A 23,409-nucleotide genomic window follows, 5' to 3' on the forward strand; every position below is an offset into this window, starting at 1 on the left:
CCCCTCACGCTCGTCCGGAGCCGCTAGACGATGCGCAGGCGGCGCTCGTCACCGGACAGCCCGCGGGCGACCAGCTCGCGCAACGAGTCCGGCGTGTCGGTGCCGGCCCGCACGTAGCAGCCGGACAGCGCGTCGATCTCGCCGCGGGCGATCGTCACGACGAGCGCGACGACGTCGGCCGGGTCGGTCCAGTCGGTGCGCCCCTCGTGGAGGCGCATCGAGTCGGTCATGTCGGTGCGCACGACGCCCGGCGCGAGCTCGAAGGCCCGCAGGCCCTGCTCGAAGCCGGCCTCGTGGAGCGCGCCGCCGATCCGGAACAGCGCCGTCTTGGAGACCGTGTAGGCCGTCGCCTCGGCGAAGTCGCGGGTGCCGGAGCCGGAGTTGACGTCGATGACCCGGCCCCCGCCGCGGGCGAGCATCCCCGGCACGACGGCGTGGCTGAGGAGGAAGGGTCCGCGCACGTTGGTCTCGACGACCGACCACCAGCGCTCCGGGTCGGTCTCCCACAGCGGCACCTCGGCGTCGATGACGCCGGCGTTGTTGACGAGGAGGTCGACCGACCCGAGCTCGTCCTCGGCGCGCCGGACGGCGGCCCGGACGGCGTCGGCGTCGGTGACGTCGGCGGTGAGGACGACGGCGCGGCGGCCGGCCGCCCGGACCTCCTCCGCCGTCGCCTCGAGGAGCCGCTCGTCGCGGGCGAGGAGGGCGACGTCGAGGCCGGCGCGGGACAGGCCGATGGCGAGCTCGCGGCCGATGCCGCGGGAGGCCCCGGTGACGAGCGCCGTCTGGGCGGCGGCGACCTCAGCCACGGAGCACCGCCCCGACCCGCTCGGCGGCGAGCGTGACGATCCGCTCGCGGACGGCGGCCGTCTCCTCCGCCGTCAGCGTCCGGTCCGCGGCACGCAGCCGCAGCGCGAAGGCCAGCGACTTCTTCCCCTCACCGAGCTGCTCGCCGGTGTAGACGTCGAAGAGGCGCACCTCCTCACCGAGCTCCGCGGCGCCCTCGCGGACGACGGCGAGCACCTCGGCGGCGGGCACCGCGTCGTCGACGACGAGCGCGATGTCCTCCTTGCCCGGCGGGTAGGTGGACACGGGCGTCGGCTGGACCGGCTGGTCGCCGGCGGCCGCGGTGAGCGCGTCGAGGTCGAGCTCGAAGGCGACCGCGCCCGCGGGCAGGTCGAAGGCGGCGACGACCCGCGGGTGCAGCTGGCCGGCGTACCCGACCACCCGCCCGCCCGCGGACACCGCGGCGCACTGGCCGGGGTGCCAGGGGGCGCGCTCGGCGGCGGCGAGCTCGACGCTCACGCCCACCGCGCCGGCCACCGCGTGGACGGCGTCGACGGCGTCGGCCCAGTCGGCGCTGCGGCCGGGGCCGCGCGCGCCGTCGGGGACGACCTTGCCGGTGAGGACGCCGGCGACGTGTCGCGGCTGGTGCGGGACGGCGGCGTGCAGGGCGGCGATCTCCTCCTCGGAGGGACGGCGGTCCACTCCCGGTGAGGACGCGGCGCCCACCCCGGCGGGGCGGGTGACGAGCCCGAGCTCGAAGACCCGGGTGTCCTCCAGGCCGCGGCTGACGTTGCGGCGCGCGGTGTCGAGGAGCGAGTCGAGCAGGGAGGTCCGCATCGCCGGCGCGTCCTCGGCCATCGGGTTGGCCAGGCGCAGGGCGAGGCGGCGCTCGTCGTCCGCGGGCAGCTGCTGACGGTCGTGGGTGTCCCCGACGAAGGGGTAGGACAGCACCTCGACGAGGCCGAAGTCGGCCAGGGCGCGGGCGACGTCGCGGCGGTGGCGCTGGCCCGGCGTGAGCCCTCGGCCCGCCGGCGCGGCCGGCAGGATCGAGGGGATCGTGTCGTAGCCGGCGAGGCGCGCGACCTCCTCGACGAGGTGGGCCGGGCCCACGAGGTCCGGACGCCAGCTCGGCGGGGTCACGGTGACGACGCCGTCGGCGTCCGCCTCGCTCACCGTCGCGCCGATCGTGGTGAGGAGCTCGACGACCTGCTCCGCCGGGTAGTCGACGCCGGTGAGCCGGCGCGGCTCGTCCAGGCGCAGCCGGACGGGGGCGGGACGGGACGTCGTGTCGAGGTCGCTGACGGCCGGGTCGGCGGTGCCGCCGCCGTGCTCGACGAGGAGGTCGACGGCGCGCTGGGCGGCCACGGCCTGCAGCTGCGGGTCCACGCCGCGCTCGAAGCGCTTGGCGGCCTCGCTGGGCAGCTTGTGCCGGCGCGCGGTGCGCGCGACGGACACGGGGTCGAAGTGCGCGGCCTCGATGAGGACGTCGGTGGTGCCGGGACCGACCTCGGTCTCCGCCCCGCCCATGACGCCGGCGAGGCCGAGGATGCGGGCGCCCCGCGCGCCGTCCGGGGAGTCGGTGATGAGGAGGTCCTCGGAATGCAGGGTGCGGCGCACGTCGTCGAGGGTGGTGAGCTCCTCCCCCGCCGCGGCGCGCCGCACGACGACCGGCGCGCTCAGCGTCGCGAGGTCGTAGGCGTGCAGCGGCTGGCCGAGGTCGAGCATGACGTAGTTGGTGACGTCCACGGCCAGGGAGATCGGGCGCATGCCCGCCTGGACGAGCCGCTCGGTGAGCCACGACGGCGACGGCGCGGACGGGTCGATCCCCCGGACGATGCGGGTGACGAAGCGGTCGCAGCCGACGTTGCCGTTCACGGGCGCGGCGTCGTCGACCTCGACGGCGAAGCCGTCCTCGGTGGCGGCCGGCGGCGGGCCGGCGGGGAGGTTCTCGGGCAGGCCGGGGTCGGTGAAGGCCGCCCCGGTCGCGTGGGAGTACTCGCGGGCGACGCCGCGCATGGCGAAGCAGTAGCCGCGGTCGGGCGTCACGTTGATCTCGAGGATCTCCGCACCCAGGCCGAGGAGCGCGATCGCGTCGGCGCCGGGCTGCGGCGTCGGGACGTCGGGGAGGAACTCGCTCAGCACGATGATGCCGTCGTGGTCCTCGCCCAGGCCGAGCTCGCGGGCCGAGCAGATCATGCCGTCGGAGGTGTGCCCGTAGGTCTTGCGGGCGGCGATGTGGAAGTCGCCGGGCAGCGTGGTGCCGGGCAGGGCGACGACGACGTCGTCACCGACGGAGAAGTTGTGGGCGCCGCAGACGATGCCGCGGGACGGCACGTCCGCGGGCTCCTTGCCCTCGCCGGGGGCGTCGTTGTGCTCGGGGCCGACGTCGACGCGGCAGTAGTTGATCGCCTTGCCGTTCTTGTGCTCCTCGGTCTCGACCGACAGGACGCGACCGATGACGAGCGGGCCGGTGACGGCCGGGGGGATGACCGCCTCCTCCTCCAGGCCGACGCGCACGAGGTCGGCGGCGAGGTCGGCGGCGGTGGTGCCCTCGGGCACGGCGACGTGCTCGGCGAGCCAGGTCAGCGGGACGTAGGGCATGTCAGTTCCCCTTTCCGGTGGTGCCGAACTGGAGGGAGAAGCGCATGTCACCCTCGACGATGTCGTGCATGTCGGCGATGCCGTGGCGCAGCATGAGCGCGCGCTCGGTGCCCACGCCGAAGGCGAAGCCGGTGTAGACGTCCGGGTCGATGCCCGCGGCGATGAGCACCTGCGGGTTGACCATCCCGCAGCCGCCCCACTCGATCCAGCCCGGGCCGCCCTTCTTCTGCGGGAACCACAGGTCCATCTCGGCGCTGGGCTCGGTGAAGGGGAAGAAGCTCGGACGCAGACGGGTCCGGGCCTCGGGGCCGAACATCGCGCGGGCGAAGTGGTCGAGGGTGCCCTTGAGGTGCGCCATCGTCAGGCCCTTGTCCACGGCCAGACCCTCGACCTGGTGGAAGACCGGGGTGTGGGTGGCGTCGAGGGCGTCGTTGCGGAACACCTTGCCGGGGCAGGCGATGTAGATGGGCAGCTCGCGGCTGAGCAGGGTGCGCGCCTGCACCGGGGAGGTGTGGGTGCGCAGCACGAGCCCGGGGGTGTCCTGCTCGGCGGTGCCCTGGACGTAGAAGGTGTCGGCCATCTGCCGCGCCGGGTGGTCCGGGCCGTGGTTGAGGGCGTCGAAGTTCAGCCACTCGTGCTCGACCTCAGGTCCCTCGGCGATGTCCCAGCCCATGGCGGTGAAGAAGTCGCCGATCTCCTCCTGGATGGTCTCCAGGGGGTGGCGCGCCCCGCGGGGGCGGCGCTCGACCGGGAGGGTGACGTCGACGCGCTCCTCGCGCAGCCGCCGCTCCTCCTCCACGACCTCGAGCTCGGCCTGGCGGGCGGCGATCGCCTTCTGGAGGCGGCCACGGGCCTGGCCGAGGAGCTTGCCGGCGGTGGCCTTGTCCTTGGGCTCCAGCCGGCCGATCTCGCGGTTGGCGAGGGTGAGGGGGGCGTGGTCACCGGTGTGGGCCAGGCGCGCGGCCTTGAGCTCCTCCAGCGTGGTCGCCGCCGCGACGGCGGACAGCGCCTCCTCGACGGCTGCTGCGACGCCGTCGGCGTCGAGCGGGGACAGGGGTGGGGTGGTCATGCGAACCTTCCGAGCGTCGTCGTGCCTGTCGGCATCCAGCACAGGACTGTAGTCGTCGTGCCCGCTCGGGCTGCGCGCGTCAGCGCAGGACCCGAACGGGCCCGCTAAATCGACGATCGCCGCGCATAGGTGCATCCTCCCACAAGCCCCAACGCCCGTCCCGCCTCCCCCGCCGCCCCTTACGCCGACAGCCGGATTCCTCCGCGCCCCCTCCGCCGACAGCCGGATTCCTCCGCCGCCCCCTCCGCCGACAGCCGGATTCCTGCGCCGACACACCGCCCCCAACCCGTGCGCCGACGGCCGCGCTATCGGCCGAGCGGGAGCGTGGCCACGACCTCGTGGTGGGGCCCACCACCGCGACGAGCTCCGAGGTGGGACTGGACGAGCTCGATCTCCCCCGCCTCCCATTCCGGGCCCCGGTAGAGGGACAGCGCGTGGGCGAGCGCGGGCAGGTCGATCGACGGTGCACGCGGTGCCTCACCCCGCCGCGACCGTCGTCGCCGGTCCGCCTCCTCCCGGTGCTGGCGGGCACTGAGCCGGGCCACCGTGAGGTGGGCGCGGTGGCGGTCGCGCGGCTCGAGGTGCGAGACGCCCTCGGCGGCGGCGCCACAGTCGGCCATGAGCCGGACGAGCGCGGCGTCGTCGTCGAGGGCGCGCACCCCCACCCACAGGGTCGCGCGGGAGAAGATGCCCGCCCCGGCGAGCTGGAGCCGCAGCGGCCCGTACTCGCTCCCGACGGCGGTGAGCGCGCCCGCAAGGTCCTCCAGCGCGCCGTCGGGAACCTCGCCGTAGAAGGCGAGCGTCACGTGCCGCTGCTCGGGCGCGACCCACCGCAGCGGCGGCGGGCCGGCACCCAGCCACGGCGGTGAGACGGTCTGCAGCGCCTGCTCGAGGTGGTCGAGGACGTCGAGCGGCGGGCGCAGCGCGGCGAAGAGGCGCATCTCGGCATCGTGCCACGGGCGCCCGGGCGGGGCGCCTCAGCGGCGCTGGGCGCGGGCGGAGGCGTAGAGGCAGAGGGTCGCCGCCGTGGCGACGTTGAGCGACTCGGCCAGGCCGTGGATCGGCACGCCGACCACGGCGTCGGCCAGCTCCGCTCCTCGGGACGTAGCCCGTGGGCCTCGTTGCCGAGAGCCAGGCCGTCGGGCGGCGCAGGTCGGGCATGGCCGGGACCCCGTGGCTGGAGAAATCCGGCTGTCGGCGGGAAGAGCGGAGTCCGGGACCCGGGTGGCCGGAGAAGTCCGGCTGTCGGCGGGAAGAGCGGGGTCCGCGGGGAGGGGGCGGCGGGGAGGGGCGGCGCGGAGGGCGGCGTCGGCGGGGTGTCGATGTCCCACTCGCCGTCCGCGGCGGCGGCGAGCACCTGACGCCGTCGGCCCGCAGCGCGCGGACCGTCGCCGCGAGGTCCTCGACGGGCACGACCGGCAGGTGGAACAACGAGCCCGCGGTCGAGCGCACCGCCTTGGGGTTGAGCGGCTCCACGCTGCCTGGGCCGAGCACGACGGCGTCGGCCCCCGCCGCGTCGGCGGCGCGGACGATGGTGCCGAGGTTGCCCGGGTCGGCCGCCCAGGGCAGGACCGCCACGAGTCGCAGCCCGCCGTCGGGCAGCGACGCCGGCTCGGCGCGGACGACGGCGAGGATGCCCTGGGCGTCCCCGCTCATCGCCGCCAGCACCTCGGGGGTGGCGAGGTGGATGTGGGCCACGGCCCCGTCGGCCGCGGCGAGGATCTCCGGGTGCCGCTCGGCGGCGTCCTCGGTGAGGTAGAGGTCGCGCACCCGCTCAGGCGCGTGGCGCACGGCCTCCCGCACGCCCTGCGGCCCCTCGACGAGGAACTGGCCGTGGCGCAGACGCGCCGAACGCCCGGACAGCCGCTTGACCATCCGCACCCGATCGGATCGGGGATTGGTCAGCAGGTCCGGGCGTTCGGTCATGAGGAACGTCAGGCGGCAGGCGCGTTGACGTCCTCGGGCAGGTTGGCCTTGGCCACCACGACGAGCTGCGCGAAAGCCGCCGCGTCGTTCACCGCGAGCTCGGCGAGCATGCGACGGTCCACCTCGACACCCGCGGCCTTGAGACCCTGGATGAAGCGGTTGTAGGTCATGCCCTCGGAGCGGACCGCAGCGTTGATGCGCTGGATCCACAGCCGCCGGAAGTCACCCTTGCGGGCCTTGCGGTCGCGGTAGTTGTAGGTCAGGGAGTGAGTGACCTGCTCCTTGGCCTTGCGGTACAGACGCGAGCGCTGGCCGCGGTAACCGCTGGCGCGCTCGAGTGTCGTCCGGCGCTTCTTATGGGCGTTGACCGCCCGCTTGACGCGTGCCACGTCGTTTCTCCTTCAGTATGGGGCGGCTTGTTACTTGCCGAGAAGCTTCTTGATCCCGGGGGCGTCCGCCGGGGAGACGGCCTTGTCCATGGCCAGGCGGCGGGTCCGCTGGCTGGACTTGCCCTCGAGGAGGTGCCGGCGGTTCGCCTGCTCACGCATGAGCTTGCCGCTACCGGTGACCCGGAAGCGCTTCTTGGCACCGGAGTGCGTCTTGTTCTTCGGCATCGTCTTCCTCATTCGGGCCGCGCCGGGGCACGGCCGTGTCTGCCGGCTCGCGCCGGTACCTGGCTTTGACGTAGCGGCTGCTACGCCTCCTGCGTGGCCTCGTCCGGGGCCTGGGTGGCCTCGTCGCTGGCCGGGGTGTTCTCGGCGACCTCCGGGGCGTCGCCCGAGGCCTGGGCAGCCTCGTCGGCCTCCCGCTTGTCGCGGGCACGGCGCTGGTCGCTGCGGCCGCCCTGCTTCTTCTTGTGCGGGCCGATGACCATCGTCATGTTGCGCCCGTCCAGACGGGGCGAGCTCTCGATGGAGCCGAGGTCGCTGACGTCCTCGGCGAGGCGCTGCAGCAGGCGCATCCCCATCTCCGGGCGCGACTGCTCGCGGCCACGGAACATGATCATGACCTTGACCTTGTCGCCGCCCTCGAGGAACCGCACGACGTGACCCTTCTTGGTCGCGTAGTCGTGCGGGTCGATCTTGAGGCGGAACCGGATCTCCTTGAGCGCGGTGTTGACCTGGTTGCGACGGGCGTCGCGCGCCTTCTGGGCCGACTCGTACTTGAACTTGCCGTAGTCCATGAGCTTGGCCACGGGCGGGCGCGCATCGGGTGCGACCTCCACGAGGTCGAGATCGGCCTCCTGGGCCAGACGCAGGGCGTCCTCCACACGGACAACGCCCACCTGCTCGCCGCCGGGTCCGACAAGGCGGACCTCCGGCACACGGATGCGGTCGTTGATACGGGGCTCGCTGATGTGCTGCTCCTCCTGCTCGTCGCTGTCTGCGAACGAAGAAGGCCTCCGTCCACAGGTGCGCACGGAGGCCTCACAGGGGTCGCTGCACGGTGTCACCCGTGCTGAGGGTTACCCCTCAGCGACCTTTGGACCCGGACTCTGTCGCTCTTGCGAGACTGTCGAGACAAGGTGGGAGAATCTCCGCTTGCACACCGGAACACGCGTTCCGGTCGGTCAGTCTGAGAGACTAGCACGCATGAGCAGCCGGACGCACAGGGACCAGGGCCCCGAGACAGCCCCTATCCCCAGCGTACCCGCGGAGTTCCCGGTCGTGGCGGACCAGGAGGAGCGGGACGGTGCGCGAGATCACCGGCGCCGGCGGTGGGTCGTGCCCGTCCTGGCCGTCGCGCTCGTCCTCGCCGTCGCCGCGGCCGGTTACCTGCTTGCCCTCGCACGCGCCTGGGAGGACCGGGCGGTGACGCTCGAGGAGACCTCCCGGGAGCTGGGCGGGGAGCTCGGCCAGGTACGGGCCGACCTCGAGGAGTCGCGCAGCACCCTCGCGCTCGTGGAGAGCCAGCTCGAGGTCGCCCAGGAGCAGATCCACGAGCTCGCCGACGCCGTCGCCCAGACGGGCGACGACCGCGAGGTGCAGCGGCAGGTGGCCGAGTACCAAGCCCAGCTCTCGGCGAACGCGGCCGCCGTCGCGGGAACGATGGACGAGTGCATCGCCGGCCAGGAGGACCTCATCACGCACCTGGAGGAGGCGGCCCGGCCCACGCCGTCGCCCACGCCGTCCCCCTCGGCGTCGGCCTCGGACGACGAGGACGCCGACGACGAGGAGCCCGCGGAGCCAAAGGTCGACCTCGCCGCGCTGCGCGAGGAGGTCGCGGGCCGCTGCGCCCTCGCGGACGAGGCTCACACGAGCCTGCAGGAGAGGCTGGACGACCAGTGAGGACCGCACGCCGCGCCGCCCTCGGCCTCGCCACGCTCGCCGTCCTCGCGGGCTGCGGCGTCGTGCCCGCGATGCCCGGCGACCTGCCCGACGACTTCGTCCCCGACGTCGAGGCGCCCCAGCTCGCCGACCCCGGCGCCCTGTCCCCCGACGGCGTGGACGCGGCCGAGCGGATGGCGGTCCGTATCCGCAACGTCGGGTGCGGGGAGCTGACGACCGGGTCCGGCTTCGCGCTCGACGAGCGCACCGTCATCACCAACCGGCACGTCGTCGACGACGCCGACCGGCTCCAGGTGACGACCTACGACGGCCGGGAGATCGACGCGGTCTCCGCAGGCGTCGCCGACGTCGCCGACCTCGCCCTCCTGCGCACCGCCGAGCCCCTCACCACGGTGCCGGGTCTCGCGGAGGTCGACGCCGCCGTCGGGGACGAGATCACCGTCGTCGGCTACCCGCGCGGTGGCCAGCTGACGACGGCGGCCGGCTCGGTGCTGGGCTACGAGCTCGACACCCTCGGCTCGGACCTCGGCATGGTCGGCCGGTCCAACGCGCGCGTGGACCACGGGTCCTCGGGCAGCGCGGTTCTCGGCAGCGACGGTCAGGTCGTCGGGGTCGTCTACGCGATGGACGTGTGGGGCAACAGCTACCTGGTGCCGGTGAGCACGCTCCACGACCTCCTCGCCGAGGAGGCCTTCGAGCCGATCACCTCGTGCCGGGACGCCGCGGGGAACTGACGGTCAGCCGGCGGGCTCCCGCCCGACGACCATGGCCCGGCGCAGCTCGGGGTCGAAGGCTGCCGCGGTCTGCGGGTCGAGCCGGGCGCCCAGCCCGTCGAGGACGGCGGTGAAGAAGGCACGTGCCGCCGCGGCGTAGACGACGTCCGCCACCTCCGCGTCGCTCAGCCCCAGCGCCCGCAGCTCCGCGACGTCGGACTGCTCGACGGAGGCTGCGGCCGCCACCTTCGCCGCGAGGCGGAGCACGGCCGCGTCGACCGGCTCCAGCCGCTCCCCCGTGGCGATGGCGCGGACGGTGTCCTCGTCACCGCAGACGTCGCGCAGGGCCTTGGCGTGCGCGGCGGTGCAGTACGTCGACCGGACCGCACGTGCGGCCCTGATCGACGCGATCTCGTAGCGGCGCCGGTCCATCCCCGCCCGGATCGTCACGTTGAGCGCGCGCCAGGCACGCGCGACCTCCGGTCGGGGTGCGAAGCACCCGGCGTAGTTCGGCACGAAGCCCCAGACCGCCTCCTCCTCGGCCTCGTAGGCGGCGAGGTCCTCACCAACGGCGGACGGGCGCTCGATGAACACCGTCCCAGTGTGCTCCGGCGCCGGTCAGCACACCAGCGTCAGCCGGCGACGGACATCGGGTAGAGCTCGAGGGAGTCGACCCGGTCGGTGAAGACCGGGTCGGCGCTCAGCGCCTCCTGGGCACGGGTGACGGCGTCCATCATCTGGTCCCGGCTCAGGCCGGGCGCCAGGGCGAGGAGCGCCCGCAGCTCGCTGCGCTCCCCCCGCTCGAGGCGGACGGCGGTGAGCTCGGTGATCCCGCGCAGCGCGTCGACGGCCACCTGGGTGAGCTCGGGGTCGCGCCACGACGGCAGCCACGGCTCGTTGTGGACGATCGACCACACGGCGGGCCGCCCGAGGAGCACCGTCACCGGTCCGGCGGCGTCCAGGACGAGCATCGAGTCGGCGTCGGACACGGCCGCCAGGGCGGCGCGCACCCCCTCGACCGGGACGGGCCGGGCGGTCGCGTCCCACGCCTGCATCGCCTCGACCGAGCTGAAGACGGGCAGCGCGGCGCGCCCGTCGGGGGTGCGCACGGAGACCATGGCGGCGGAGGCGCAGGCGTCGGTCTGCGGGTCCCCCGAGCCGTGCTTCGTGTGCCCGGCGACGGAGCCGTCCTCCTCGCGCCCGGGGTGGGCGTGGGCGACGACGGGCACGATGACCCGCGCCGTGCGCAGGACGTCGGCGACGGCGACGAGCCGCTCCGCCTCGTCGGCGGTGGCGAGCGCCGCGACGAGCTGGGCGGGCGCGGTGCCGTCGTCACCCGAGAAGGGGTTGGCCTTGAGGGTGCGGCCGGCCCACGGCTGGCCGGCGGAGTCCGCCTGGCCGCCGGGCATCATCGCGGGGGGCAGCGGGCTCACGGACGCCCCGCGACGTCCAGCGCCTCGGGAAGGGTGAAGGCGCCGGCGTACAGAGCCTTGCCGACGATGGCGCCCTCGACGCCCGCGTCGACGAGCGTGCGCAGCGCCGCGATGTCCTCGAGGGAGGAGACGCCGCCGGAGGCGACGACGGGCGCCTCGGTCCGCTCGCACACCTCACGCAGGAGGTCGAGGTTCGGGCCGGTGAGCATGCCGTCCTTCTTGACGTCGGTGACGACGTAGCGGGCGCAGCCGTCGGCGTCCAGGCGCGCGAGCACGTCCCACAGGTCCCCGCCCTCGCGGGTCCAGCCGCGCGCGGCGAGGGTCGTGCCGCGCACGTCCAGCCCGACGGCGATGCGGTCCCCGTGGCGGGCGATGGCCTTGGCGGTCCACTCGGGGTTCTCGAGGGCGGCGGTGCCGAGGTTGACGCGGCGGGCGCCGGTGTCCAGGGCGCGGGCGAGGCTCTCGTCGTCGCGGATGCCGCCGGAGAGCTCGACGGCGACGTCGAGCTCGTCGACCATCCGGGCGAGCAGCTCGGCGTTGGAGCCGCGCCCGAAGGCGGCGTCGAGGTCGACGAGGTGGATCCACTCCGCGCCCTGCTCGGCCCACGCGCGGGCCGCCTCCCCCGGGTCGCCGTAGGAGGTCTCGGAGCCGGCCTCGCCCTGGACGAGGCGGACGGCCTGGCCGTCGACGACGTCGACGGCAGGGAGCAGCTCAAGGCGGCGGGACATGCACATTCTCCTCGGTCGGCGCGACGCGCGGCGCGTCAGCGCAGGGTGCTCAGCCAGTTGCGGAGCAGCTGGATGCCGGCCTCGCCGGACTTCTCGGGGTGGAACTGGGTGGCCGACAGCGCGCCGTTCTCGACGGCGGCGACGAAGGGGGTGCCGTGCTCGGCCCACGTGACGAGGGGGCGCTCGAGCGGCGAGCCGGACTCGAAGTCCGACGTCGGGTCCTCCTGGACGGCGTAGGAGTGGACGAAGTAGAAGCGCTCGTCCTCCAGCCCGTCGAACAGGGTGGAGCCCTCGGGCGCGCGGACGGGCGACCAGCCCATGTGGGGGACGATCGGGGCGGCGAGCCGGTCGACGGTGCCGGGCCACTGGTCCAGGCCGGACGCGTGCTCCCCGTGCTCCTTACCTGCGGCGAACATCACCTGCATGCCGACGCAGATGCCCAGCACGGGGCGCCCACCGGCGAGGCGGCGCTCGATCATGCGGGGTCCGCCGACCTCGCGCAGCTGGCGCATGACGGCGGCGAAGGCCCCGACACCGGGGACGACGAGACCGTCCGCCTCGGCGACGACGTCGGGGTCCGAGGTGAGCTCGACGTGGGCCCCGGCACGCTCGATCGCCCGGACTGCCGAGCGGACGTTGCCCGAGCCGTGGTCGAGGACGACGACGTTCGGCTGGCTGGTCACCGCAGGAGTCTACGCGCTCAGGGGCGGGGCTTGCGCAGGCCCTTGGCGAACATCCGCGCTGCCTTCCAGCGCGGGAGGTCGCCCGAGCGCGCGTGGCCGGGCACGTCGGTCACCCGGACGCGGCCCAGGACCAGGTCCTCCACGACGTCGTCGGCGCCGGCGAGGACGAGCCCCACGGCGACGTCCTCCCCGCGCTCCCCGCCGGCGTACCGGCGGGCGGTGAGCTGCCCGGACAGGCCGCGCTCGAAGCCGGCGTCCTGGGCCAGGGAGGCGGTGATGAGGACGACACCGGCCTTGGTGAGACGGGAGAGCGTGCGCGCCACCTCGTCGGCCGCGGCCGGCACCTCCTCACCGGGGGTGCCGAGCAGCTCGCTGATGTCCCACTCGTCCGTGGGCGCGGTCTCCGGGGCCGGCTCGAGCTCGACGACGGCGACGGCACCGGAGCGCGAGGGCACGACATGGACGTCGACGTCCTGCATGGCGCACAGCCCCGCGAGCGCCGACGCGGACGCGACGGGCGTGAGGACGACGGCGACCGCCGGGATCTCGCTCACAGCGCACCCTTGGTCGAGGGGATCCCCTCGACGCGCGGGTCCGGTGCGACGGCGAGGCGCAGGGCCCGCGCCACGGCCTTGAACTGCGCCTCGACGATGTGGTGCGGGTCGCGCCCGGCGAGGACGCGCACGTGCATGGCGATGGCCGCGTGGTGGGCGATCGACTCGAAGACGTGGCGGGTGAGCGAGCCGGTGAAGTGGCCGCCGATGAGGTGGTACTCCTGCCCGGCGGGCTCCCCGCTGTGGACGAGGTAGGGCCGCCCGGAGACGTCGACGACGGCCTGCGCCAGTGCCTCGTCCAGGGGCACGAGGGCGTCACCGAAGCGGGAGATGCCCCGCTTGTCCCCCAGCGCCACCTTGAGCGCCTCGCCCAGGGTGATGGCGACGTCCTCGACGGTGTGGTGGGCGTCGATGTGGGTGTCGCCCGTCGCGCGGACGGTGAGGTCGATGAGCGAGTGCTTGCCCAGCGCGGTGAGCATGTGGTCGTAGAAGGGCACCGTCGTCGAGATGTCGGTCCGGCCGGTGCCGTCCAGGTCGAGCTCGACGACGACGCTCGACTCCGAGGTCGTGCGCTCCAGTCGCGCGGTTCGCGTCCCAGTCACAGCCCGAGCACCTCCTGTAGGGCCGCCCGGAAGGCGGCCATCTCCGCAGCGGTACCGATCGATACCCGCAACCATCCTGGCGGACCGACGACCCTGATGAGAACTCCCCGGTCCAGCAGCCCCTGCCACACCCTCTCACGGTCCTCGAGGTGTCCGAAGAGGACGAAGTTCGCGTCCGAGTCCGCGACCGTGAAGCCCTGCTCGCGCAGCCACGTCACCGTGCGGTCCCGCTCGGCGCGCAGCTCGGCGATCTGCGCCATGAGCGCGCCGCGGTGGCGCAGCGCGGCCCGCGCGACCGCCTGGGTGACGGCGGACAGGTGGTACGGCAGGCGCACGACCCGCAGGACGTCGACGAGCGCGGGCGCCGCCGCGAGGTAGCCCACGCGGGCGCCGGCGAGACCGAAGGCCTTGGACATCGTCCGGCTCACGGCCAGGTGCGGGTAGCGGCCGAGCAGCGCCATGGCGCTGGGCGTGCCCTCGCGACGGAACTCGGCGTAGGCCTCGTCGACGACGACGACGCTCGCCGTGGGGGCGCCGTCGGGGCCTGCCGGCCCGGTCGTGAGCGCCGCCTCGGCGACGGCCTCGATCGTCGCGAGCGGCAGCGCGGTGCCGGTCGGGTTGTTGGGGCTGGCGAGGAGCACGACGGCGGGGCGGTGCTCGCGCAGCTGGGCGACGGCGTGCTCCGGGTCGAGGGTGAAGTCCTCCTCGCGGCGGCCGGTCACCCACGCCGTCATCGTGTCGCGGGCGTACTCGGGGTACATCGAGTACGTGGGCGCGAAGGACAGCGCGGTGCGGCCCGGGCCACCGAAGGCCTGGAGGAGGTGGAGCATGACCTCGTTGGAGCCGTTGGCTGCCCACACGTTCTCGGCGGCCAGGCCGGTGGCGCCGGACTCGACACCGAGGTAGTCGGCGAGGTCCGCGCGCAGCGCGAGGAAGTCGCGGTCCGGGTAGCGGTTGAGCCCGGGGCCCACCTCCGCGACGGCGGCGGCGAGGTCGGCGACCACCTCCGCCGACGGCGGGTGGGGGTTCTCGTTGACGTTGAGGAGCACCGGGACGTCGAGCTGCGGGGCCCCGTAGGGGGTCAGGCCCGCCAGGTCCGGGCGCACCGGGAGAGAGGTCGGAGGCACCGGAGCAGTCTACGGCGGGCGCCGCCGCACCGGCCGGGGGTCTCGCGAGCCGGGAGCCGCCGTCAGTAGTAGACGGCCAGCGCGCCGTTCGGCCCCTCGATGACCTGGACGGGGGTGTCGAAGACCCGCGTGAGGACGACGTCGGTCATGATCGACTCGCAGGTGCCGAACTCGGCGACCTTCCCGTCCTTGACCGCGCAGATGTAGTCCGCGTAGTGGCTGGCGAAGTTGATGTCGTGGAGGACGACGACGATCGTGCGCCCCAGCTCGGCAGCGGCCCGGCGCAGGTGCTTCATCATCTGCACGGAGTGGCGCATGTCGAGGTTGTTGAGCGGCTCGTCGAGGAGGACGAACTCGGTGTCCTGGCACAGCACCATGGCGACGTAGGCGCGCTGGCGCTGCCCGCCGGAGAGCTGGTCGAGGTAGCGGTCCTCCAGGTCCCCCAGCTCGAGGAAGTCGATGGCCTGGCTGACGAGCTCCTCGTCGACGGCGGTGAGGCGTCCCTTGGAGTAGGGGAAGCGGCCGAAGGCGACGAGCTGGCGCACGGTGAGCCGGGTGATGAAGTGGTTCTCCTGGCGCAGCACCGAGACGATCTTGGCGAGGTCCTTGGAGGCGGTGCTCGTCACGTCGTAGCCGGCGATCTCGATGGTGCCGGCGTCCAGGCCGAGCAGCCGCCCGATCATCGTGAGGAGCGTCGACTTGCCCGCCCCGTTGGGGCCGATGAGGGCGGTGATGCCGCCCGCCGGGATGGTGAGGTCGACGGGGCCGATGACGACCTCGCTGCTGTAGTCCTTGCGGACGTCGCTCAGGGTGATCACAGGCGTCCCTTTCGCAGGATGACGACGAGGAAGACGGTGCCGCCGACGAGCTCGATGATGATCGAGACGACGCCCTGGGCGTAGAAGACGTGGTTCATGACGAAGTACGCGCCGGCCAGGACGACGAAGCCGACGAGCACGGCCACCGGGAAGACGTGGCGGTGGTCGTGGGTGTCGGCGAACTGGTAGGCGAGGGTCGCCACGAGGAAGCCGAAGAAGGTCATCGGCCCGACGAGGGCGGTCGAGACGGCCATGAGGACGGCGACGAGGAGCAGCACCTTGACGAGCTCGCCCCGGTGGCTCAGGCCCAACGACGTCGTCGCGTCCTTGCCCAGCGCCAGCACGTTGAGCCGCCGGGCCCGCGCCCACAGGAGGCCGCCGGCCACGAGGACGAGCGGGACGGCGACGGGCAGGTAGGAGGCGTCGGCCTTGGTCACCGAGCCGAAGAGGCGCGCGGTGAGGACGTCGAACTCGCTCGGGGTGAGCAGCCGCTGCATGAAGGTCGACACCGACCCCAGTCCCCCGCCGATGACGATCCCGATGAGGAGCATCACGTGGAGGTTGCCGTGCTTGCCGGACAGCAGCCAGCCGTACAGGGCCACGGCCAGGCCCACCATGAGCCCGACCTGGAGGACGAACTGCGGCAGGCCGGTGAGCGAGACGATGCCGGCGGCGCCGAGGAAGTAGACGGCGGCGGTCTGCACCGCGACGTAGAGGGACTCGAAGCCCATGATCGAGGGCGTGATGATGCGGTTGTTCGTCACCGTCTGGAAGCTCACGGTCGCGATCGACTGGCAGAAGGCGACGATCGCCATGACGAGGACGTTCTTCAGCCGCAGCTGGGCGATGCGCCAGAAGCCGTCGGAGCCGGCGGGCATGGGGTTGTCCCACACGACCAGCCCGGCCGCCAGCGCGAGCGCGAGGACGGCGAGGGTGACGACGACGGCCGCGTAGCGCCGTCGGGAGCGGGTGGTGGGCAGCGGTCCGGAGGCGCGGCGGCGCGGGGCGACGGCGGGCAGCGGCGGCGTGGTCCGCGCGGCGGGGGGCGTGGTCCGCGACGTCGCGGGCAGGAGGCTAACCACGACGACGCTGCCGGAGGATGAGGAGGACGAAGACGGCGGCACCGAGGACGCCGAGGATGAGGGACACGGGCACCTCGAAGGGCATGATGATCGTCCGGCCGACGAGGTCGCAGGCGGCGACGATGCCGATGCCGAGCAGGCAGACCCACGGCAGGTTGCTGCGCAGGTCGTCGCCGCGGACGAGCGAGACGATGTTGGGGACGATGAGGCCGAGGAAGGGCAGGTTGCCGACGACGACGGTCACCACGCCCGTGGCGACGGCGATGAGGCCGGTGCCGAGCAGGATGACCTTGTTGTAGTCGAGGCCGACGTTGGTGGCGACCTCCTTGCCGAGGCCCGCGACGGTGAAGCGGTCGGCGGCGATGAAGACGACGACGACCACCACCGCGACGATCCACAGCGGCTCGTACTGGCCGCGCAGGACCGAGGTGAAGCTGCCCGCGAACCACACGCCGAGGTTCTGGAGCATGTCGGTCTGCAGCGCGATGAAGGTCGACACCGAGCCGACGACGGCGCCGAGCATGATCCCGACGATCGGCACGATGAGCGAGGACCGCAGCGAGACGCGGCTGAGGAAGAGGAAGAAGAGCATCGTGCCGATGAAGGAGGCGACGATGGCCCCGCCCATGCGGGCGGCGATGCTCGCGCCCGGGACGAGGATGGTGACCGCGAGCAGACCGAGGCCCGCCCACTCGGTGGTGCCCGTCGTCGTCGGCTCGACGAAGCGGTTCTGGGTGAGGAGCTGCATGACCAAGCCCGACATCGCCATCGCGGCACCGGCGAGGACGAGGGCGATGGTCCGCGGGACACGCGTGATGGCGAACATCTCCGCGCCGTCCTCGGCGCCGACGACGTCGTAGACGCCGGTGAACAGGGAGACGACGAGGAGCGCGCCGACGACGGCGACGCCGACGAGGAGCCGCCAGTCGAGCAGGCGGCCCTCGGGCCGGGTGCGGGGCCCGGCGGCAGTGGTCGTCATCGTCATCCTCGTCGTGGGGTGGTGGGGCCGGCTCGCGCCGGCCCCACCGGGGGGTCTCAGCGTCCGGCCTCGAAGGCGTCGGCCAGGGTGGTGAAGAACTCCGTGTACGTCTGGATGCCCTCGTTGGTGTAGGTGTCCGCGGGCATGTAGACGAGCTGGTCCTCCTGGACCGCGGTGACGCCGGTGAGAGCCTCGGAGGCCTCGAGGACCTCGGCGGCCGGCGAGTACTCCGGGTCGTCCGCGGCGACGGCCGCGTCACGGTCCATGACGAGGATCCAGTCGGGGTTGGAGTCGGCGATGGCCTCGACGGAGATGTCGTCGCCCTGGTGGTCCTCGCTGGCCTCGGGGACCTCGAGGGCCGGGGTGAGGCCCAGGACGTCGAAGACCGGGCCCAGGGTGCGGCCGGTGCCGGGGGCGGAGTAGCCGATCTCCCCGCCGGAGGTGATGACGGCCATGACGGTGTCGGCGGAGTCGTAGGCCTCGCGGGCCCGCTCGATCGCGGCGTCGAGGTCGGCGTTCAGCTGCTCGGCCTCGGCCTGCTTGCCGAAGATCTCACCGAGCACGGTGGTCTGGCGCTTGAGCTCGTCGGTGAAGGGCTCGCCCTCGCGCGGGTCGAGCTCGAGGACGACGGCCTCGGGGGCGAGGGAGACGAAGTCGTCGTGGTAGTCGGCGAAGCGCTGGCCGTTGATGATGAGGTCCGGCTCGGCGGCGACGACGGCCTCGAGGTTCGGCTCGCGGTGGTTGCCGAGGTCGATGATCGACTCGTCCTGGACGTAGGAGAGGGTGTCGGGCATGAGGGCCACCGCGGCGGCGCTCAGCTCGACGTCCCACGCGGCGAGGGTCTCGAAGGTGCGGTTGTCGGTCGCGACGACCGACTGCGGCGGCGTGGGGATCGTCTGCGTGCCGTTGTTGTCCACGACCTCGACCGTCGCCGTGCTCGCGTCATCGGCGGCGTCGGCCTCGGTGGCGCCGCCGGCCTGGCCGCAGGCGGCCAGCGCCAGGGCCGCGACGACGGCCGCGCCGGCGAGGCGCACCGGGCGACGAAGGGGGGAAGCGATGCTCATGGGTGTCCTTCACTCGTGGGCTGTGGCGGCCGGTGGCGCCGGACCGGCCGAGGCCAATCTAACGGTTAGGTGAGCCTTACCTACAAGCCCTTCGACCTATTTGGTACCGGAGTCGTTGCGTAATTCATGCCAAGGGAGGAGAGAAGTCCGCGCCGCGCTGCCGATCGGCCCGGCACCGCCCGCTTGCCGAAATGAACCGGAGTGTGAGGCACCTCACCGCCCGGGGCCGCCCCGCCCCTCGCGCCGAGCGCGCCCCTCCCTCGCGCCGCCCACGCCCCCACCCCTCACGTCGAGCGCTGAGTTGTTCCTCAACCCGCGCGCCGCCCACGCCCCACCCCTCACGTCGAGCGCTGAGTTGTTCCTGGAACCCGCGCGCCGAGCTCCGCTGGGGCCGTGACCGCGCGTGTCGGAGGGACGTGGGAGCGTAGGGACCGGGAGGCGACATGGACGCAGTGACGACAGAGGCCCGGGCGCAGGCGGCGCTCCAGGCCCTCGTAGGACGGCCCGACGCCCGGCTGCGGGCGGACCAGTGGCGGGCGATCGAGGCGCTCGTCGTCCACCGCCGCCGCGCCCTCGTGGTCCAGCGCACCGGCTGGGGAAAGTCGGCCGTGTACTTCGTGGCCACCGCGCTCCTCCGCGCCGGGGTCGAGGGCCGCCCGCCGGCGGGGCCCACCGTCATCGTCTCCCCGCTGCTCGCCCTCATGCGCGACCAGATCGGCGCGGCCGCACGGGCGGGGATCCGCGCCGTCACCGTCAACTCCGCGAACGTCACCGAGTGGGAGTCGGTGCACGCCGCCATCGCCGCGGGAGAGGTCGACGTCGTCCTGTGCTCCCCCGAGCGGCTCAACAACCCCGGCTTCCGCAGCGAGGTGCTGCCGCAGCTGGCGGCCACCGCCGGGCTCGTCGTCGTCGACGAGGCGCACTGCATCTCCGACTGGGGCCACGACTTCCGCCCCGACTACCGCCGCATCCGCACCCTTCTGGAGGACCTCCCGGCCGGCGTGCCGGTGCTCGCGACCACCGCCACCGCCAACGACCGGGTGAGCGCGGACGTCGCCGAGCAGCTCGGCACCGGTGACGACGACGACGTCCTCGTCCTGCGGGGCTCGCTGGACCGCGAGTCGCTCCGGCTGGGCGTGCTCAGCCTGCCGGACCAGGCGCAGCGGGTGGCATGGCTCGCCGAGCGCATGGCCGCCTGGCAGGGCTCGGGCATCGTCTACACGCTCACCGTCGCGCAGGCCGAGCAGGTCGCCGAGCAGCTGCGGGCCGCCGGCCTGGACGTCGAGTCCTACACCGGGCGCACCGAGCCGGCGCGCCGCGAGCAGCTCGAGGAGGACCTGCGCGCCAACCGGCTCCGGGCGCTCGTCGCCACCTCCGCCCTCGGCATGGGCTTCGACAAGCCCGACCTCGCCTTCGTCGTCCACCTCGGCGCGCCCTCCTCCCCCATCGCCTACTACCAGCAGGTGGGCCGTGCGGGGCGCGGCGTCGACCGTGCCGACGTCGTGCTCCTGCCCGGCCCGGAGGACCGCGACATCTGGGCGTACTTCGGCTCCCTCGCCTTCCCGCCGGAGCACGCGGTGCGCGAGGTGCTCGCCGCCCTCGGCGACGAGCCGCTGTCCACCGTCCGTCTGGAACCGCTCGTCGACCTGCGCCGCACCCGCCTCGAGACGATGCTCAAGGTCCTCGACGTCGACGGCGCGGTCGAGCGCGTCGCCGGCGGCTGGCGGACCACCGGGGCGCCCTGGGAGTACGACGCCGAGCGCTACGCCCGCGTCGACGCCGCCCGCGAGCGCGAGCAGCAGGCGATGGTCGCCTACGTCGGTCTCGGGGCCGGGCAGTGCCGGATGGCCTTCCTGCGCGCCCAGCTGTCCGACCCGGAGCTGGAGGAGGGCTGGCGCTGCGGGCGCTGCGACCTGTGCGGCGGCCTGGACCTGGACGCCACGGTCGACGAGGCCCGGCTCGAGCAGGCGCGTGCCGTCCTCGACCGGCCCGGCGCCGACGTCGCGCCCCGCAAGCAGTGGCCCACCGGGATGTCCGCCGTCGGCGTGCCCCTCCAGGGCCGGATCCCGGCCGAGGAGCAGGCGGCCCCGGGGCGCGCGGTCGCGCGGCTCGACGGCCTGGGCTGGTCCGCCGCGCTGCGCGAGATGCTCGAGCCCTCCCCGGACCGGCCCGCCGGCCGTGAGGCGCGCGGCGGCCACGACGGCGAGCTGCCCACGGGCCTGCGCGGCGCCGTCGAGCGGGTGCTCACCGACCAGCTCGCCGCGATCCGCGAGACCGGCGGGCAGGTCGAGGGCGTCGTCGTCATCTCCTCGGCCACCCGGCCGCAGCTCCTCGACCACCTCGCGCGGGGTGTCGCGCACCTGGCCCAGGTGCCGCTCGTCGGGGCCGTGGCGCCGGACCCGGCACGCCCGCCGGGCCGGCACGACGTCAACTCCGCCACCCGGCTGGCCGGCGTCCACCAGCGGCTGCGGCTCGACCTGCCGGAGGCGGCGCTCACGGGCCTGCCGGGCCGCTCGGTCCTCCTCGTCGACGACCTCACCGACTCCGGCTGGACCCTCACCGTGGCGGCCCGGCTGCTGCGGCAGGCGGGGGCCGCGGCCGTGCACCCCTTCGTCCTCGCCCAGCGCTGACCGGCGCCCCGCCGTACGATCGGGCGCAGCCGACCGGAGGAACCATGCCCTCGTTCACCGTTGACCTCAAGGACGCCGTCGACCCCCTCGTGCTGGCCGTGGACGTCGGCTCGACCGCGAGCCGTGGCGGCCTCTACGACGCCCGCGGCCTGCCCGTCGACCGGATGAAGCACAAGGTCCCGCACGCCTTCACCACCGCTACCGACGGCACCTCCATCATCGACCCGCTCCAGGTGGTCGACGAGGTCGCGGCGATCATCGACGCCCTCGCGCGCCCCGAGCTGGCCGGCCGCATCGCCGGGGTCGCGCTCGACACCTTCGCCTCCTCCCTCGTCGGCCTGGACGCCGCGGGCGAGCCGCTCACCCCGTGCTACACCTACGCCGACTCCCGCTGCGCACCGCAGGTGAACGCGCTGCGCGCCGAGCTCGACGAGGCGCAGGTCCAGCAGCGCACGGGCACCCGGCTGCACTCCAGCTACCTGCCCGCGCGGCTGCGCTGGCTGCGGGAGACCCACCCCGACGTCGTCGCGCGCGTGACGCGGTGGATGACCCTCGGCGAGCTCGTCGTCCTCCGCCTCACCGGGACCACTGCCGTCGGCACGTCCGCGGCGGCGTGGTCCGGGCTCCTCGACCGACTCACCGGCACCTGGGACGAGGGCATGCTCGCCGTCGCGGGCATCTCCGCCGAGACCCTCTCCCCCGTCCACCACCCCGACCAGCCGCTCACCGGGCTCACCACCCGCTGGCCCGCGCTGGCGGGGGCGGCGTGGTTCCCGGTCGTCACCGACGGCCTGGCCGCGAACATCGGGACGGGTGCGACCGACGCGCGGACCGTCGTCGCGTCCTTCGCCACGAGCGGTGCCGTGCGGGTCCGCGTCCCGGCCGAGGTGCCCGAGCTGCCCTCGGGGCTGTGGGCCTACCGGGTGGACGCCGAGCACGCGCTGCTCGGTGGCGCGCTCAACGACGTCGGGCGCGGCGTGAGCTGGCTGGAGGCCACGCTCAGGCTGGACGACGTCGACCTCGACGGCGCGCTCGCCGCCGACCCCGACCCGACGACGCCACTGGCGCTGCCCTTCCTCACCGGGGAGCGCAGCACCGGCTGGGCGGCCGACGCACGCGCCGTCGTCGCCGGCCTGTCAGCGGCCAGCACGCCCGCGGCGATCGCCCGCGGCCTGCTCGAGGGCGTGGCCCTCAGCTACGGCCGGGTCGTCGCCGAGCTCACGCGGGTCGCCCCGCGGCCCGAGCAGATCCTCGCGAGTGGCCGGATGAGTCAGTCGCTGCCGCACCTGCTCCAGCTCCTCGCCGACGTCACCGGGGTGCCGGTGACGCCGGTGACCATCAAGCGCTCCACCCTGCACGGGACGGCGCTGCTCGCGCTGGAGTCCCTGGCGCCGGAGGTGGAGCGGGCGGCGCCCACCACGGCGGCCACCGTCGAACCGGTGGCCGGGCGCGCCGACTACTACGCCGAGCGCGCCGAGCGCTTCGCCGCGCTCTACTCCGCCGTGGTGGGCTGACCGCTCACAGGTGGTAGGTGATGTCCGCGTCGCTGCGGAGCTGCTCGAGGAGGACCTGGACGGCCGCCCCCTCGTGCTCCTGCTGGAGCTGCGCCTCGATCTGGGGGCGGACCTCCTCGAACGGGGGCAGCTCGCCCTCGGCCCCGCCCTGCTCTGCGGCGGAGTCGTAGAGCTCGCGCGCGTCCTCCTCCGAGGGGGTGAACTCCCCGGCCTCGTCGGCGAAGAGCTGCTCGAGGGCCGTCTGCTCCTCGATCTGCGCGACGGCCTCCTCGCGGCTCAGCCCCTGCTCCTCGAGGGCGGTGAAGAGCTCGTCGGCCGAGCCCAGCCCGCTGGAGGCGGCGATCTCCTCGGTGGCGGCGTCGATCTCCTCCTGGGTAGGGGCGATGTCGCGGGCCCCGGCCTCGGCGAGGAGCAGCTCGGTGTCCACCAGGCCCTCGGCGGTCGTCTGCTTGAGGGCCTCCTGGTCGACCTCCTCGCCCGTCATCTGCGACTGCATGAACGCCTGCTGGAGCTGGCCCTCGTACACCTGGGTGAACTCCTCCAGGGTGACCTCGGTGCCGTTGACCTCGGCGACGACGTCCGGCAGGCCCTCGAGGTCGGCCGCGGGAGGCGTGGGGGCCTCCGGTGCTGCGCTCTCCTCGGCGGCGGGCGTGCTCGTCTCCGCGGTCGGTTCGGCGTCGTCGTCGCCCGATCCGCAGGCCGTCAGGGCCAGCAGGAGGGCAGCGGTCGCCACGGCAACCTTGGTTCGCATGGGGATTCCTCTCGAAGACGAGGTTCCAGCGTGCGCGCCGCACCGCCCACCACGCAAGTCC

At 73.9% G+C, this 23,409-nt stretch carries 23 protein-coding genes and 1 pseudogene; 4 read left to right on the forward strand and 20 right to left on the reverse strand.

Features of this window, described 5'->3' with window-relative positions; all coding sequences use genetic code 11:
• Positions 1–23 precede the first annotated feature (23 nt).
• From ACWPXV_RS07925 to infC, 8 genes and pseudogenes are all read right to left on the reverse strand, one after another.
• Positions 24–809 (reverse strand): SDR family NAD(P)-dependent oxidoreductase, encoded by a 786-nt coding sequence (locus tag ACWPXV_RS07925; protein WP_454084730.1) that lies wholly within the window; start codon positions 807–809, stop codon positions 24–26.
• Positions 802–3,387 (reverse strand): phenylalanine--tRNA ligase subunit beta, encoded by a 2,586-nt coding sequence (gene pheT / locus ACWPXV_RS07930; RefSeq protein WP_454084731.1) that lies wholly within the window; start codon positions 3,385–3,387, stop codon positions 802–804. The genes ACWPXV_RS07925 and pheT overlap by 8 nt, the downstream gene beginning before the upstream one ends.
• A gap of 1 nt (position 3,388) precedes the next feature.
• The gene (pheS, locus tag ACWPXV_RS07935) at positions 3,389–4,456 is read right to left on the reverse strand and encodes a phenylalanine--tRNA ligase subunit alpha (RefSeq protein WP_454084732.1); all 1,068 of its coding nucleotides are present in this window, start codon (positions 4,454–4,456) and stop codon (positions 3,389–3,391) included.
• 305 nt (positions 4,457–4,761) lie between these two features.
• The gene (gene thpR, locus ACWPXV_RS07940) at positions 4,762–5,397 is read right to left on the reverse strand and encodes an RNA 2',3'-cyclic phosphodiesterase (RefSeq protein WP_454084733.1); all 636 of its coding nucleotides are present in this window, start codon (positions 5,395–5,397) and stop codon (positions 4,762–4,764) included.
• A gap of 36 nt (positions 5,398–5,433) precedes the next feature.
• Positions 5,434–6,382: pseudogene (locus tag ACWPXV_RS07945) on the reverse strand (TrmH family RNA methyltransferase).
• Positions 6,383–6,390: 8 nt separating this feature from the next.
• Positions 6,391–6,771, reverse strand: coding sequence for a 50S ribosomal protein L20 (gene rplT / locus ACWPXV_RS07950; RefSeq protein ID WP_251305092.1), 381 nt, complete (start codon positions 6,769–6,771; stop codon positions 6,391–6,393).
• 30 nt (positions 6,772–6,801) lie between these two features.
• Positions 6,802–6,996, reverse strand: coding sequence for a 50S ribosomal protein L35 (gene rpmI / locus ACWPXV_RS07955; protein WP_454084734.1), 195 nt, complete (start codon positions 6,994–6,996; stop codon positions 6,802–6,804).
• Positions 6,997–7,076: 80 nt separating this feature from the next.
• Complete coding sequence (gene infC, locus ACWPXV_RS07960) at positions 7,077–7,739, reverse strand: translation initiation factor IF-3 (RefSeq protein WP_454084821.1); 663 nt, start codon at positions 7,737–7,739, stop codon at positions 7,077–7,079.
• Positions 7,740–8,049: 310 nt separating this feature from the next.
• Here infC and ACWPXV_RS07965 point away from each other — a divergent pair, with 310 nt between their 5' ends.
• On the forward strand, positions 8,050–8,670 hold the full coding sequence (locus tag ACWPXV_RS07965; protein ID WP_454084735.1) for a hypothetical protein: 621 nt from the start codon (positions 8,050–8,052) through the stop codon (positions 8,668–8,670).
• Positions 8,667–9,404 (forward strand): trypsin-like peptidase domain-containing protein, encoded by a 738-nt coding sequence (locus ACWPXV_RS07970; protein ID WP_454084736.1) that lies wholly within the window; start codon positions 8,667–8,669, stop codon positions 9,402–9,404. Before ACWPXV_RS07965 ends, ACWPXV_RS07970 begins: the two co-directional genes overlap by 4 nt.
• A 3-nt stretch (positions 9,405–9,407) precedes the next feature.
• Here ACWPXV_RS07970 and ACWPXV_RS07975 read toward each other — a convergent pair whose 3' ends face one another.
• The 11 genes from ACWPXV_RS07975 to ACWPXV_RS08025 form a co-directional block, all read right to left on the reverse strand.
• Entirely contained in the window at positions 9,408–9,977 is a 570-nt protein-coding gene (locus ACWPXV_RS07975) for a carboxymuconolactone decarboxylase family protein (RefSeq protein WP_454084737.1), read from the reverse strand.
• A 38-nt stretch (positions 9,978–10,015) separates the two neighbouring features.
• Entirely contained in the window at positions 10,016–10,816 is an 801-nt protein-coding gene (locus ACWPXV_RS07980; protein ID WP_454084738.1) for an SseB family protein, read from the reverse strand.
• Positions 10,813–11,544, reverse strand: coding sequence for a bifunctional 1-(5-phosphoribosyl)-5-((5-phosphoribosylamino)methylideneamino)imidazole-4-carboxamide isomerase/phosphoribosylanthranilate isomerase PriA (gene priA, locus ACWPXV_RS07985; protein ID WP_454084739.1), 732 nt, complete (start codon positions 11,542–11,544; stop codon positions 10,813–10,815). The genes ACWPXV_RS07980 and priA overlap by 4 nt, the downstream gene beginning before the upstream one ends.
• Positions 11,545–11,579: 35 nt before the next feature.
• Positions 11,580–12,227, reverse strand: a complete 648-nt coding sequence (gene hisH / locus ACWPXV_RS07990) for an imidazole glycerol phosphate synthase subunit HisH (RefSeq protein ID WP_251840929.1) — start codon at positions 12,225–12,227, stop codon at positions 11,580–11,582.
• Positions 12,228–12,244: 17 nt separating this feature from the next.
• Positions 12,245–12,781 (reverse strand): hypothetical protein, encoded by a 537-nt coding sequence (locus tag ACWPXV_RS07995; protein WP_454084740.1) that lies wholly within the window; start codon positions 12,779–12,781, stop codon positions 12,245–12,247.
• Positions 12,778–13,383: an imidazoleglycerol-phosphate dehydratase HisB gene (gene hisB, locus ACWPXV_RS08000; RefSeq protein WP_454084741.1), complete on the reverse strand. Its 606-nt coding sequence runs from the start codon at positions 13,381–13,383 to the stop codon at positions 12,778–12,780. The genes ACWPXV_RS07995 and hisB overlap by 4 nt, the downstream gene beginning before the upstream one ends.
• A complete protein-coding gene (locus ACWPXV_RS08005; RefSeq protein ID WP_454084742.1) occupies positions 13,380–14,510 on the reverse strand; it encodes a histidinol-phosphate transaminase in 1,131 nt (376 codons plus the stop codon). Before ACWPXV_RS08005 ends, hisB begins: the two co-directional genes overlap by 4 nt.
• Before the next feature lie 62 nt (positions 14,511–14,572).
• On the reverse strand, positions 14,573–15,328 hold the full coding sequence (locus tag ACWPXV_RS08010) for an iron ABC transporter ATP-binding protein (protein WP_454084743.1): 756 nt from the start codon (positions 15,326–15,328) through the stop codon (positions 14,573–14,575).
• The gene (locus ACWPXV_RS08015) at positions 15,325–16,410 is read right to left on the reverse strand and encodes an iron chelate uptake ABC transporter family permease subunit (RefSeq protein ID WP_454084744.1); all 1,086 of its coding nucleotides are present in this window, start codon (positions 16,408–16,410) and stop codon (positions 15,325–15,327) included. The genes ACWPXV_RS08010 and ACWPXV_RS08015 overlap by 4 nt, the downstream gene beginning before the upstream one ends.
• The gene (locus ACWPXV_RS08020; RefSeq protein WP_454084745.1) at positions 16,403–17,395 is read right to left on the reverse strand and encodes an ABC transporter permease; all 993 of its coding nucleotides are present in this window, start codon (positions 17,393–17,395) and stop codon (positions 16,403–16,405) included. Before ACWPXV_RS08020 ends, ACWPXV_RS08015 begins: the two co-directional genes overlap by 8 nt.
• A 50-nt stretch (positions 17,396–17,445) precedes the next feature.
• Positions 17,446–18,453 carry a siderophore ABC transporter substrate-binding protein gene (locus ACWPXV_RS08025; protein WP_454084746.1) on the reverse strand — a complete coding sequence of 336 codons (1,008 nt, stop codon included), beginning with the start codon at positions 18,451–18,453 and terminating at the stop codon, positions 17,446–17,448.
• 443 nt (positions 18,454–18,896) lie between these two features.
• Between ACWPXV_RS08025 and ACWPXV_RS08030 the strand changes: the two genes are divergently transcribed.
• Both ACWPXV_RS08030 and ACWPXV_RS08035 read left to right on the forward strand, forming a co-directional pair.
• Positions 18,897–21,083 (forward strand): RecQ family ATP-dependent DNA helicase, encoded by a 2,187-nt coding sequence (locus ACWPXV_RS08030; protein WP_454084747.1) that lies wholly within the window; start codon positions 18,897–18,899, stop codon positions 21,081–21,083.
• Positions 21,084–21,127: 44 nt separating this feature from the next.
• Positions 21,128–22,597: a gluconokinase gene (locus tag ACWPXV_RS08035; RefSeq protein WP_454084748.1), complete on the forward strand. Its 1,470-nt coding sequence runs from the start codon at positions 21,128–21,130 to the stop codon at positions 22,595–22,597.
• Between the two features lie 4 nt (positions 22,598–22,601).
• Here ACWPXV_RS08035 and ACWPXV_RS08040 read toward each other — a convergent pair whose 3' ends face one another.
• Positions 22,602–23,348 carry a SurA N-terminal domain-containing protein gene (locus ACWPXV_RS08040; protein WP_454084749.1) on the reverse strand — a complete coding sequence of 249 codons (747 nt, stop codon included), beginning with the start codon at positions 23,346–23,348 and terminating at the stop codon, positions 22,602–22,604.
• Between the last annotated feature and the right edge of the window lie 61 nt (positions 23,349–23,409).

The organism is Georgenia sp. Marseille-Q6866 (assembly GCF_965111665.1).